Consider the following 12,077-nt stretch of genomic DNA (forward strand, 5'->3'; position numbering starts at 1 on the left):
GTCCCTCCGTCTCCAAGAACAATGTGACAGGTTTCAGGTTGTGCCGGATGCCGCCCTCGGGGCGGGTCAGAATCCGTCGTGACCTGTGGGCAGGCGGATCACGAAGGTGGTGCCCCGGCCCAGCTCGGTTTCGAAGGTAATGGTGCCGCCGTGTTTGTCGACGATGGCCGCGTAGGCGATGCTCAGTCCCTGCCCTGTGCCTCCGCCGACCGGCTTGGTGGTGAAGAAGGGGTCGAAAATCCTGGAGCGGATGGCCTCGGGGATGCCGGTGCCCGTGTCGCTGACGCGGATTTCGACCGCTCCGTCGCGGCTGGCCGTGGCGATGCGGATGGTACCTCGTCTTTCGGGGTTGTCGCCCACCACGTCGCGGATGGCGTGGGTGGCGTTGATGACCACGTTAAGCAGGGCCTGCTTGATGTCGTCGGTCAGACACACGACCTGGGGCAGGTCCGGGTCCAGGTCGGTCTCCATGTCGGCAACGAACTTGTATTCGTTGCGGGCCACGACAATAGTGTTTTCGATGACCCGGTTCAGGTCGGTCAGGGTCTTTTCGCGGCCGCCGGGGTGTGCGAATTCCCGCATGGACCTGACCACGTTGCCGATGCGCTGAACACCCTCCTCGATATGCTCCGCCGAGAGCGGCAGATGCGTCCGCAGGAAATCGAGGTCCGCATCGCCGGCAAGCTGCACCGCCTTTTGGACGAGCTCGGCGGTGGGCCTGCCCTCGCGAGAGGCTTGCACCAGATCCTGGCAGGTCTCAAGGAGCGGCAGCAGTTCGGCAATGGCCTGGCGCAGGAACTGGGTGTTGTCGCCCACGAATTGCGCAGGGGTGTTGATCTCGTGGGCTATGCCCGCCGCCAGTTGGCCGATGGCCTCCAGTTTCTGGGACTGGAGCAGCTGGGTCTCAAGCTGGCGCAGGTGCGTCACCTCGCGTCCCTGGATGAGCAGACCGATCCGGGTGTCGGATTCGTCGAGGATGGCGCTCGCGGTCAGCTCCAGCAAGCCGGGGTGGCCGTCGGTGCGCTCGAAACGCAGGTTGTGGACCAGGGAGGCGCGGTCGTCCCGGCATTGGTCCATGGCGCGTTCCACCTCGGGCCAGTCCCACGACAAGGCGCATTCGACCAAGGGGCGGCCGAGGACTTCTTCCGGTTCCAGCCCGAACAGGGTCTGGGCGGTTTCATTCCAGCGCACCACGGTGGTGTCGGGATCTATGCGTACAAGCATGATGGGGATGGACTCCAGCAACAGCTTGATCTCCCGGTTGGCCGCTTCGACGCGGGCCTTGTCCCGGTTGCGGAGCATTCGGAGCCAGACCCGTTGCAGGAGCACGGTCAGGGCGCGGATGTCGGAGTCGTTGTAGTGGCTCTTTTTGTTGGCCACCGCCACCACGGCCACGATCCGCTCCTGATGCGTCACCGGAACGGTCAGTAACCGGGTCAGGGGTACATGCCCGACGGGAACGCCGCGGGCGGCCGGGTGGTCGCTCAGTGTCTCGTTGATTATCAGCGGTCGGCGCTGCCGGATGCACTCGGCCCACAGCCCTGCCTTGGTTACCTGAAATTGGAGGGTGGCGTCTTCGGTCCTGCACTGGGCAAGGACTTCCTTGGACCAGGCGTGGACGATCATGACCGATTCGTCCTCGGTCATCAGGCCCACGAAGCCGATGCGACTGCTGGCGGAGACCAGGGCCGCCTCCAGGGCGAAGGCCATCACCTCGTCCACCGGGGCGTCGGCCATATGGTCCAGTTGCAGGAGCATCTCCTGACGCCGGGTGTCCAGCCGCAGTTGGTCCCGGGTGCGCCGCAGCATGGTTGCGATGGCGGCCAGCGCCACGGAAACGATCATGATCGCGAAGCCGCCTGCGGTGAGCCACCGTCTGAGGCCGCGCTCCCTGTCCAGGGCCTCACTCTTCTCGGCGACAAGGACTTCCATGCGCGTCTGATAACGCTGCAATTCTTCGTCCATCAGCAGTTTGCCCGTGGCATCGTGGATGAGCGAGAGCAGGAGCCTTCTGCCCGTGGCATCGACAAAGGGGGAGCTGTATACCTCCACCGACCGGATGGTGCCGTCGGCCAGGCGGTGGGGGAAAATGAAATAATTGCGCTGTTCGTCCCTGGCCCGGCGAAACTCCATGGCCACTTCGGCGGACGAGAGCCGGTTGATGTCCTGGATGCGCATGGAGCGCAGTGTCGCCAGGGAGTAACCATAAAAATGCAGGGCGGAATCGTTGGCGTCGAGGATCGAGCCGTCGGCAGGGTCGATGAGCAGGGCGATGTTGTGATGGTCGCGCAGTTCCGGGCCGATGGTCGGTCCCGAATCAGCTCCGGCGGGCAGGATGGCACCAAGAGCCAGGAACGCCAGGGCTGTCTGGAAAACGAGGAACGCCAGCGTTGTCCGGGGGGTGTGTCGTCCGTGGTGCCTCATGTCCTGCCCTGTTGGATGAAGATTGGGGGTGCGCCTGATTGGCAAGTCCTGTGATTATCACAGCATGTATCCGCAGAGGACATTCTTTTGCAATGATAATATGTTCGCGGGCAAAGGCCCGGCGGTGATATTGTTGTCGCCTTGTCAGGAGGCAGGTCATCCCGTATCGTCGGACCCAAACGGAGGATGCGGGCATGGGCGAGTTCGACTACGACTCCCTGGGGATATGCTACTGGAATGGGAGCATGGAACCCTTCGTGGTGGGAATCATCGGTTCCGGGCCAGGGGTGAAGGCCCTGCTCGACATCGTCTTTGTGGAGGATTTCCGGGAATTTCTGCCGGACATACTGCTGGCGGCGGCAAGCCATGTCGCCCGGGAGTCGGATCGGGCTCTTTTCGACGAGATCAACGTGCCGGTCTATGACCGCTTCGAGGCCATGCTCGACAGGCACCCCGAAATCAATCTGGTGGTGGAGATGACGGGGAGCCCCGGCCTGCTCGAAACTCTTCGCCAGCGCGTTGGCGAATCCATATCGATTCTGGATCACCGCGAGGTCGCCTTTTTCTGCGGTCTGCACGACATGACCCTGGTCAAGAAGCACTGCATGGACAGTCTGGCCCATCAGCGCAGCCTGCTTCAGTCCATTCTCGACGGCATCCGCGAGGACATCCTGCTCCTTGACCGCGCAGGAAACGTGGTGGACCTCAACCGCATCGTCTGGGAGCGGGCCGGGGCACAGCGCAAGGACCTTCTTGGCAAGCCTTGCTGGGAGGCCGCCAGACTGCGGGACGGCTCGTCCTTTTGCAGCCTCATGGATCCGACCTGTCCCTATCACCGGACCCTGGAGACGGGACGGCCCGAGGAGGCGCTCGTCACCCGCGTCAGTCGCGACGGCCTGCTTCAATATTATCGGCTCTATGCCTATCCCATTTTCGGCGTCCGGGGAGAGATGAGCCATGTGATGGTCATGCACCGTGACATCACCAAGCGCACCCTGCAGGAGCGGCATCAGACCCAGCGCGACAAGCTGGCCATCGTGGGCGAGATGTCCACGTATCTCGCCCACGAGATACGCAACCCCCTCTTCGTCATTGGCGGGTTCGCCAACACGCTGCTCAAGTCGCCGGACCTGACCGAGGCGAACAGGGGCAAGGTGGAGATTATGCTGGAGGAAAGCGGACGGCTTGAGCACATGCTCACCAGCATGCTCAATTTCGTCAGGGCATCGGAAGCCCGGATCGGCGAGGTGGACATGGAGGCCGTCTGCCGCGATGCCGCAGAGCTCATGACCATCGGATACGGCGGACTGGGCTATGCCATCGAGGTGCGTCCGTCCGGGGCGTTGCTCCCGGTGCTCGGCGACGAGGACACGCTGAAGCAGTGCGTGGTCAACATTCTCAAGAACGGCATTGAGGCCATGCCCGGAGGAGGGTCCGTGTCCATGGGGCTGGCGCTTAACGGCGACTGCGTGGAGGTCAGGGTTACGGACACGGGGGTTGGCATGGACGCCGTGGACCTGGAGCGGGTCTTCAATCCGTTTTATTCCACAAAGCAGGGGAGCAGCGGGCTGGGGCTGGCCATGGTCAGAAAGAAGATCGACGAGTTCGGCGGCAGGGTGGAGATAGCCAGCAAGCTTGGCCAGGGGACAACCGTTTCGCTCTTCTTGCCTGCGGCCACCGGGGAGGAAAGCGCCGGGTGTGTCACTCCTTCCCCATCTTCTTGAGCTTTTCCCGCAACGTCTTCCGGTTGATGCCCAGGATGTCGGCGGCGTGGGACTTGTTGTTGCCCACCATGGTCAGCACGTTCATGATGTGCTCCTGCTCCACCTCGGCCAGGGGCCGGTCCACCCGGCCGGTCATGGGGAGGCAAAATCGCATGGTCTCCGGCAGATCCGTCACCTCGATGGGGTCGTGGTCCACGATGACCAGCAGCCGCTGGATGAGATTCTCCAGCTCGCGCACGTTTCCCGGCCAGGGATGGCGGCGCAGGGCCTGGACCGTTTCATCGCTGATGGACGGGGCCGGGCGCTGCATGGCAGCCGCGAATTTGGCCAGAAAGGTGTTGATGAGCACCAGGATGTCGTCGCCGCGCTCGGAGAGGGTGGGCACATGGATGTCCACCACGTTGATCCTGTAGAAGAGGTCTTCGCGGAACGAGCCTTCGGCAACCAGCCGCTTGAGGTCCTTGTGGGTGGCGGCGAGAATGCGCGTGTCCACGGTGTTGACCCGGCTTGAGCCCACCTTGCAGAATTCCTTGGACTGGATGACCCGCAGCAGCTTGGCCTGCATGTTGGGGCTGGCGTCGCCAATCTCGTCAAGAAAGATGGAGCCCCCGTTGGCGATCTCGAAGAAGCCTGCGCGTCCCTCCTTGGCTCCGGTGAAGGCGCCCTTGACATGGCCGAACAGCTCGCTTTCGAGCAGGCTGTCCGGGATGGCCGTGCAATTGACCGGCACAAAGGGAGCGGCCCGACGGTCACTATTGTAATGGATGGCCCGGGCCACCAGTTCTTTGCCCGTGCCCGATTCTCCGGTGATGAGCACATTGGCGTTGCTGGCCGCCGCCTTGCCGATGCGCCGGAAGACCGAGGCCATCTCGGGCGAATCGCCGACAATGCCGTAATTTCCGCCCTGGTGCCGGGACGCGTTCACGGCCTTGCGCCGTTGAAGCTTGTCTGCGATGCGACCCACGGCAGACAGCAGCTCCTCGGCGGTAAAGGGCTTGGGCAGGTATTCGCCCGCGCCGTCGCGGATGGCCTCCACGGCCCCGGAGATGGACGGGTAGCCGGTGATCATCATGATCTCGGTTTCCGGGTGGTTGTCGCGCACATGGCGGATGAGGTCGAGGCCCGAGGCCTGGGGCATGCGGTAGTCGGTGATGACCAGGTCTATGTCCAGTTCGTCGAGCAGGGCGACCGCCTCGTCCACGCGCAGACGGGTGAATACTTCATAGCCGTGGGGCTCAAGGTTGCGCTTGATCACCTCCAGCGTGCTCGGGCTGTCGTCAACGGCCAGGATGCGGATGGGGGGGCTCATGGTCTACTCGGCTCCATTGGTTTGACTGCATGGGAAGGCCACCTCGAAACGCGAGCCCTGGCCGGGGGTGCTGTCCACTTGGATGAAACCCCGGTGCGCCTTGACGATGCCATGCACCACCGAAAGGCCGAGGCCGGTCCCCTTGTCCACGTCCTTGGTGGTGTAGAAGGGCGTGAATATCTGCTTGAGTTCCTCGGGTTGAATGCCCGGGCCGGTGTCCTGAATGACGATGTAGGCGTCGCCGCCGTGGTTGATGGTTCTGACCGTGAGTGTGCCGCCGTTGTCCATGGCCTGGATGGCGTTGGCCGCGAGGTTGACCACCACCTGGGTGATATGCTGCGGATCGGCCATGATCCGGGGCAGAGTCGGGTCCAGGTCGCAGACCACGGCGACCCTGTTGCGCCTGGCTCCGGTCTCGGTGATGCGCAGGGCCTGGACGATGGTGGCGTTGAGGTCGGTCATCACCAGCTGGGGCGGCATCTGGCGGCTGAAAAGCATGACCTTGCGGATGATCTCTCGAGCGTGCAGTGACGAGTCCACGATATTGCGCAGGTCGGTTTCCACCTGTCCGGGCAGCCCCGGTGTCTGGAGGGCCAGCTGGGCGAAGCCGAGAATGTTGGCCAGGGGTTCGTTGATTTCGTGGGCCAGTCCGGCGGAAAACTGGCCGATCTTGGCCAGCCTGTCGGCCTGTCTGAGCTGTTGCTCGAGCTGCTGCCTGGCCCGACGCTCCTCCTTCTTGGCCACGATGAGGGCGATCTGCTGCGCCACAGTGGCCAGAAGGTCGTTTTCATCCTCGATGAACTCCGCGCTCCTGGCCCGTCTGCCGTGGCCTTCGAGGGAGACCACCAGCATGCCGCGCCGCTCCTTGTTGACCACGATCGGTTCGGTCAGGCGGTTGTCCGTATCGCGGTAGCCTTGGCTTTGCAGATGGATATCGTCCACGGTCAGGGAGATGTGCGTCTTTCTCGGCCGCTGGAAACCCGAAGGGAGCAGATTGACGATTTTGGACAGGATGACCGGGAGTTCCTCGGTCATTTCGACCATGAGCAGACTGATGTGGTAAAGGCAGCTCAACTCCTTGTTGCGCTCCATGAGGGTTGATCGTTCATAGAGCAGTCCCTCCTGGCGGAGCATGTGGTCGGTCACGTCCTGCCCCACGCACAGGACGCTGATGGGCTCTCCGGCCGAATCGACCAGGGATTTGATGTGCCAGTCGATGTACACCGTGTCGCCGTTTCTGGTCCTGATGGCGCCCGATGTGGTGGAAATGGTCTGGCTGCGTACCGAGTCGGCCACCGTGCGGACGGCTTTTTCATGCCGATCCTGGGGGATGAAGGTCTTGAACCAGTCCTTTCCCGCCAGTTCCTTGATGGAATATCCGGTCAGCTTCTCCAGTTCGGAGTTGCCGTGGATGATTCGGCCGCCGAGGTCAAAGGTCACCACGATGCCGTGGCTGAGTTGCATGACGGTGTCGTAGTAGTTGTGCAGATTCATGGCGGTCTTTCCCGTTCCTGTGGAGATACTGCGCATCGGCGCCGGAGTAAACACCTTCTGCCTTTTTGGCGGGGCGACCCGATCGGCAAAGAGAGCGCGGCCCGGCGTCATGATGACCCGGGCCGCGTGAAGGGTGTCGTTATGGTTCGGGACTAGTGGCTCAGACGCAGCCCCCATCCCTCGAAGACCCAGAGGATGGCGTAGCCGTACCACAGGGTGTAGAACACGTAGAAGGCCAGGGAGAAGATGACCGTGCCGAGCTTGTCGGAGATGTGCATGGGCTCGATCTTGAAGTAGTTGTAGGCGGTCTCCACGGCGCGGGTCTGCACCGTGTTGACGACCTTGGCCGCAGCGAAGTCCTCCTGATGGGAGAGGGCCCTGTCGATCTGGCCAAGCGTCACCCACCAGTTGTAGGAGGCGCGGCGGGGGTTGATGCCGTCGTACTTGGCGGACACCGAGTCGCCGTCGTTGTGGTACATGTAGTCCGCGTCCGCGATGCTCGCGCTCAAGATGGCCTTGAGCGATCCGGCGACCTCGACATCGGTGCCCTTGACCTCGGCGGCCACGCCTGCTGCCGCCATCTGGGCGGCCGACTGGGCGGCGATGTTCTCGTCCACGTAGTGGAGCACGAGGTTGACATCCTTGCCCGAGACCTTTTCGGCTTCATCGTTGGCCATGGGGATGTAGTAGACCGAGCCCTTGGAGATGGAGTTGTACAGGGCGTCGAGATACGCCATGGAGTTGAGGCCGTTGAACATCGGCTGGAACATGTAGAACAAGACCACGAAGAACAGGACCAGGGCGACCAAGCCTCCGGTGAATTCCTTCTTGTTATGGACCATGTTAGTGTGCCTCCTTACGCTTGAGATTCGGGATGTTTTTCAGGAAGGTTCCGATGACCCAGACCGAGAAGCCGCCGATGACGACGAAGAAGGCCCAGATGCCGATGTCGTTGAGAACGGAACCCAGGGCGGGCGATATGGGAAGGATATCCATCTCACCGAGCTTGCCCGGCAGGGCGAAGATGCGGTTGACGAAGCCGGAGAGCACCGCCATGGCGTAAAAGCCGCGGATGGTGATGCCGGGCACCACCTTGGTCACCAGTGCGCCGATCTGGATGCCCAGCAGCGAGCCGAGCAGCATGCCCATGGCCAGGGTGTAGAAGATGAAGCCGTAGATGGCGTACTGGCTGATGGACGCGAAACCGGCGGTGAAGACGATCTGGAAGATGTCGGTGCCCACGGTGGTCATGGACGACACGCCCAGCACGTAGACGAAGATGGGGAAGGTCAGGAAGCCGCCGCCAACGCCCATGATACCCGCGGCCAGGCCGACCAGGGCGCCGGACAGGACCAGGAAGACCCAGGAGATGGACCTGCCGCCGGGGGTCAGATCCTGGTCAAAGGAAACCATGGGGGGGAATTTGACGGCCTGGAGACTTTTGGCCATGCCGCCCAGCTCCGCGCCCTCGCTCTTGCCGCCGTGGGCGCCGCCTGTGTCGCCGGCCTTGCGGCTGCGCAGGAAGTCGATCAGGGCGTAGAAGCCGAGGAAGCCGAGCATCAGGGAGTAGACCGAGGTGATGAAGGCGTCGCTTAAGATCGGGTTGATGTCGTAAAGCACGCGGTTGATCAGGCCGCCCGCCGAGGCGCCGAGGATGGCGCCGATGAGGAAGACCACGGCCAGAGGCACCGAGACGTTGCCCAGCTTGCGGTGGATGACGCTGCCCATGATCGCCTTGGCGAAGATGTGGAACAGGTCGGTGCCGACCGCCAGGATGCCCTTGATGCCCGCGCTCATGAGGGCCGGGGCGATGATGAAGCCGCCGCCCGCGCCGATGCAGCCGGTGATGAGCCCGGCGCCCATGCCGATGCCGATGGAGACCAGGAAGATGGTCAGGCTGTAGAAGGCCGGGCTGTATGCCTTTTTGCCGCCCAGAATCTCCGGCAGGACCGGGCCGATGTCATTGGCAAAGGCGATACCGCCGATGATGATCGGAATGAGCATGAGCCCGAGGAGTATCCTGAGCTTTTTGCTGCCCATGATGTGTCGGGCGTTGTCGATTTCCCACTGGGCGAGAGCGCCTGCTCCCGCCATCATGAATTTGCCCCATTGGTTGAAGAATCGCATTGTTTGACCTCACTTCCACTTGCGATAGGTTAGCAGATCAGCCCGTTTTTTCTGCCGGGCCGCTGTCCTGCGCCAAATTCCGCTGTCTTTGTTGGGCCGCTTCCCTGATCTTTCCCACCAGCTCGTCAGAGCTTCCCGGCTTCATGACGTAGTCAAAGGCCCCCATGGCGAGGCAGGATATGACCATGTCCGAATTCGAGTGAGCCGTGACCATGAGCACCTGGGTGTTCGGGTGCAGCCGTTTGATCTCCCCGAGGGTCTTGATGCCGTCCATGCCGGGCATCATGACATCAAGGAGGGTGACATCCACCTCTTCCTCAGCCAGTACGGAGAGCGCTTCGCGCCCGCTTGCCGCGAGGCGCGTGTAGATGCCCCGCTTGTTGAGTCGTTTTGCCAGGGCGGAGGCGAAGCCGACCTCGTCATCGACGATGAGCACCGTGATCGCGGTCATGCGTTGTCGCCTCCCTGTCTGGCCATCTTCAAGACCTTTGCCACCAGCGCCTCGAAGTCCATCGGCTTGGACAGATAGTCCGCCGCCCCGAGGCGCATGCTTGCCTTGACCGCCGTTTCGCTCCCGTGGCCGGTGAGCATGAGAATGGGCAGTCCCGGATCAAGCAGTTTGAATACCTTCAGGATTTCGACGCCGTCCATGCCCTCAAGCTTGAGGTCGATGATGATCGCGTCATAATCCTGTGCCCGCAGCATGCGTACGGCCTCTTCCCCGCTGGCGGCGGTGTCCACGCGAAGACCCCGTCTGGTCATCCGCTTGGACAGCACCTCCGTGAAGCCCCGCTCGTCGTCCACGATGAGCAGCCTGATGGGTGTCGAGCCGTCCTGCATGCCGTTGATCCCCTACGCCGTGTCGCCGCCGGTGCCGACGGCCTCTGTTTCCCGCCTGCGCTTGAGCGCCGCGGCTTCGTTGATCTTCTCGGTGAGTACGTCGAAACTGCATGGCTTCATCAGGTAGTCGTATGCGCCAAGCTGGATGCCCTCCAGGGCCGAGGGCACCGTGGCGTGGCCGGTGAGCATGATTACCTCCACCAGGGGAAACGCCTGTTTGATCTCCTGGAGTACGGCCAGCCCGTCCTTGCCCGGCATCTTGACATCCAGCACGATGACCTCGATCTCAGGAAACTCCCTGAGGCGTCGCAGGGCCTCGTCGCCGCTTTGTGCCGTGTGGGCCGTCATGTTCCGCTTGGCCAGACGTTTTCGCATGGTTTCGACAAAGCCGGGTTCGTCGTCCACTATGAGCAGGGACGCATCGCTCATGAATCTCCTCCCTGGAAGGTGTCGGGCCGCTGCAAAGGCAGCCGGATGTTGAAGCTGGTGCCGTGGCCCACGGTGCTCTCCGCCTCGATGGTCCCACCCATTTGGTGGATGATGCCGTAGCAGATGGACAAACCCAAGCCGCTGCCTCTGCCCACGGGTTTGGTGGTGAAGAAGGGATCGAAGATTCTGCTCAGGTTGGCTTCGGGAATGCCCGGGCCGGTGTCGGCCACGGTGATGAACGCCTCGCCCGCCGATGCGTGGCAGGAGATGATCAAGGTGCCTCCGTCCTGCTCCATGGCCTGGATCGAGTTGTTGATGAGGTTGAGAAAGACCTGCTGGAGTTCGGTGGGCGAGGCCATGATGGGAGGCATGTGGGGGTCTATGTTCAGCGAGAATTCGATGCGGGCGTATCGGGCGGGCTGCATGGAGAGGTTGACCACCTCGGTCACCAGCTCCGGGAGCGACACCATGGTCACACGCGTGTCTGTCTGCCGGGCGAAGCTTAAGAGCTTGTGGGTGATGTCCTTGCAGCGTACGCCCTGGGTTCTGATTTGGGCTAAGGCGCGCTCCACTTCCTCCCGGCAGGACATCTCGCGTCCCTCGTCCTCAAGCAGATCGCCGACCCAGCCCGCCTCCTCGATCATGATGGCCACCGGGTTGTTGATCTCGTGGGCGATTCCTGCGGCCAGTTCGCCTATGGAAGCCAGCTTGCCCGCCTCGATCATCTGCCTGTTCATCATCTCCGTGCGCAGGTCGATGAGCCGGAACCGGGTCACAAGCCTGCGGAACATGAAAAGGCTCATGCCCAGAATGGCCAGCGCTCCCGTCACCAGGATCAACAGGGCCATGCGTTCGGCAGTGACGAGTTCCGAGAGGGCGTCCGAGACCTCCTGCTGGAAGACAAGTCTCCAGTCCACCCCGGTCAGGGCAGCGGAAACCACGATGTACTCTTCTCCGTCGCTACCCTGGGAGCGTTCGATAAGTACGCCGGGAGAGGTGTGGGGCCGCTGGACCGTCCTGGACGAAACCATGGTCAGTTCCTGGGCCTCCGCAGAGGGGGCGCGGGTCTGGTGCTGGCCGCTGGCGTTGACGATGTAGGCGTGACCCGTGTCGCCGACCCGGAGGTTTTCCACCTGGTTTCCGAAGGCGAGGAAGTCGATGGTGGCCTTGAGAGTCCAGGTGCGCAGGTTGTCGGCGTTGTTGACCGTGACGATGAGATGGGGGGCGCGGTGCAGACCGAGGAATACGTCGCTGATGGCAATCTTGCGGTCCCGGGAGTTGACGTACCACGACTCGCTGGAATAATCCGCGCCCAACTGGTCAAAGGGGCCGGCATAGGCGATCTGGCGGCCGGATGCGTCTATGACGCCGAGGTCCACGAAGACGCGGCCGTATTGTTGCTGGATGTCCTTGAGGGTCCGCTCCAGAAAGGCGGGGTTGGTCAATTGTTCGTAAGTGAACGCCTTATCAAGATAGAGCACTTCGTATTGCTTTCCGGAGAGGAAGGCGTCGATGGACTCCCTGTGCTTGTCCACCACCATGCCGAGGTGGGCGTAGACTTTTTCCGTATATATGGCGGAGAACTGGACGAAGACGAGAGCCCCCACCATGACGAGGGGAATGAGTGAAGCCGCGATGACGCCCAGCGCCAGATTGCGGGAAAGCTTGTTATAGGGCTGTACGTCCATCCAGTGTCCTGTTCTTTCTTCAATGAATTTCAATGGGCTGCT

10 protein-coding genes are annotated in these 12,077 nt (G+C 62.3%); 1 reads left to right on the forward strand and 9 read right to left on the reverse strand.

Annotation, left to right across the window (positions count from 1 at the left end):
- Positions 1-66: 66 nt before the first annotated feature.
- Positions 67-2,424, reverse strand: a complete 2,358-nt coding sequence (locus GKC30_RS10015) for an ATP-binding protein (RefSeq protein WP_155934592.1) — start codon at positions 2,422-2,424, stop codon at positions 67-69.
- A gap of 194 nt (positions 2,425-2,618) precedes the next feature.
- On the opposite strand from GKC30_RS10015, the gene GKC30_RS10020 reads away from it, so the two are divergent.
- Complete coding sequence (locus GKC30_RS10020) at positions 2,619-4,148, forward strand: two-component system sensor histidine kinase NtrB (RefSeq protein WP_155934593.1); 1,530 nt, start codon at positions 2,619-2,621, stop codon at positions 4,146-4,148.
- Here GKC30_RS10020 and GKC30_RS10025 read toward each other — a convergent pair.
- The 8 genes from GKC30_RS10025 to GKC30_RS10060 form a co-directional block, all read right to left on the reverse strand.
- Positions 4,126-5,457, reverse strand: coding sequence for a sigma-54-dependent transcriptional regulator (locus GKC30_RS10025; RefSeq protein WP_155934594.1), 1,332 nt, complete (start codon positions 5,455-5,457; stop codon positions 4,126-4,128). The genes GKC30_RS10020 and GKC30_RS10025 overlap by 23 nt on opposite strands.
- Before the next feature lie 3 nt (positions 5,458-5,460).
- The gene (locus tag GKC30_RS10030; RefSeq protein WP_231117127.1) at positions 5,461-6,987 is read right to left on the reverse strand and encodes a PAS domain-containing sensor histidine kinase; all 1,527 of its coding nucleotides are present in this window, start codon (positions 6,985-6,987) and stop codon (positions 5,461-5,463) included.
- 116 nt (positions 6,988-7,103) lie between these two features.
- The gene (locus GKC30_RS10035; protein ID WP_155934595.1) at positions 7,104-7,793 is read right to left on the reverse strand and encodes a hypothetical protein; all 690 of its coding nucleotides are present in this window, start codon (positions 7,791-7,793) and stop codon (positions 7,104-7,106) included.
- A 1-nt stretch (position 7,794) separates the two neighbouring features.
- Positions 7,795-9,078 carry a sulfite exporter TauE/SafE family protein gene (locus GKC30_RS10040; RefSeq protein WP_155934596.1) on the reverse strand — a complete coding sequence of 428 codons (1,284 nt, stop codon included), beginning with the start codon at positions 9,076-9,078 and terminating at the stop codon, positions 7,795-7,797.
- Between the two features lie 37 nt (positions 9,079-9,115).
- The gene (locus GKC30_RS10045) at positions 9,116-9,529 is read right to left on the reverse strand and encodes a response regulator (protein ID WP_155934597.1); all 414 of its coding nucleotides are present in this window, start codon (positions 9,527-9,529) and stop codon (positions 9,116-9,118) included.
- Positions 9,526-9,918, reverse strand: a complete 393-nt coding sequence (locus GKC30_RS10050; RefSeq protein ID WP_155934598.1) for a response regulator — start codon at positions 9,916-9,918, stop codon at positions 9,526-9,528. The genes GKC30_RS10045 and GKC30_RS10050 overlap by 4 nt, the downstream gene beginning before the upstream one ends.
- 12 nt (positions 9,919-9,930) lie before the next feature.
- Positions 9,931-10,347 (reverse strand): response regulator, encoded by a 417-nt coding sequence (locus GKC30_RS10055; RefSeq protein ID WP_155934599.1) that lies wholly within the window; start codon positions 10,345-10,347, stop codon positions 9,931-9,933.
- Complete coding sequence (locus GKC30_RS10060) at positions 10,344-12,035, reverse strand: sensor histidine kinase (RefSeq protein ID WP_155934600.1); 1,692 nt, start codon at positions 12,033-12,035, stop codon at positions 10,344-10,346. The genes GKC30_RS10055 and GKC30_RS10060 overlap by 4 nt, the downstream gene beginning before the upstream one ends.
- Between the last annotated feature and the right edge of the window lie 42 nt (positions 12,036-12,077).

The sequence above is a fragment of the Pseudodesulfovibrio alkaliphilus genome (assembly GCF_009729555.1).
GTDB classification, from domain to species: Bacteria; Desulfobacterota; Desulfovibrionia; order Desulfovibrionales; family Desulfovibrionaceae; genus Pseudodesulfovibrio; species Pseudodesulfovibrio alkaliphilus.

Coding starts and splice junctions, on each gene's coding strand:
- GKC30_RS10015 (WP_155934592.1), bottom strand. CDS start 2,424: ATGAGGCACCACGGACGACACACCCCCCGGACAACGCTGGCGTTCCTC.
- GKC30_RS10020 (WP_155934593.1), top strand. CDS start 2,619: ATGGGCGAGTTCGACTACGACTCCCTGGGGATATGCTACTGGAATGGG.
- GKC30_RS10025 (WP_155934594.1), bottom strand. CDS start 5,457: ATGAGCCCCCCCATCCGCATCCTGGCCGTTGACGACAGCCCGAGCACG.
- GKC30_RS10030 (WP_231117127.1), bottom strand. CDS start 6,987: ATGCGCAGTATCTCCACAGGAACGGGAAAGACCGCCATGAATCTGCAC.
- GKC30_RS10035 (WP_155934595.1), bottom strand. CDS start 7,793: ATGGTCCATAACAAGAAGGAATTCACCGGAGGCTTGGTCGCCCTGGTC.
- GKC30_RS10040 (WP_155934596.1), bottom strand. CDS start 9,078: ATGCGATTCTTCAACCAATGGGGCAAATTCATGATGGCGGGAGCAGGC.
- GKC30_RS10045 (WP_155934597.1), bottom strand. CDS start 9,529: ATGACCGCGATCACGGTGCTCATCGTCGATGACGAGGTCGGCTTCGCC.
- GKC30_RS10050 (WP_155934598.1), bottom strand. CDS start 9,918: ATGCAGGACGGCTCGACACCCATCAGGCTGCTCATCGTGGACGACGAG.
- GKC30_RS10055 (WP_155934599.1), bottom strand. CDS start 10,347: ATGAGCGATGCGTCCCTGCTCATAGTGGACGACGAACCCGGCTTTGTC.
- GKC30_RS10060 (WP_155934600.1), bottom strand. CDS start 12,035: ATGGACGTACAGCCCTATAACAAGCTTTCCCGCAATCTGGCGCTGGGC.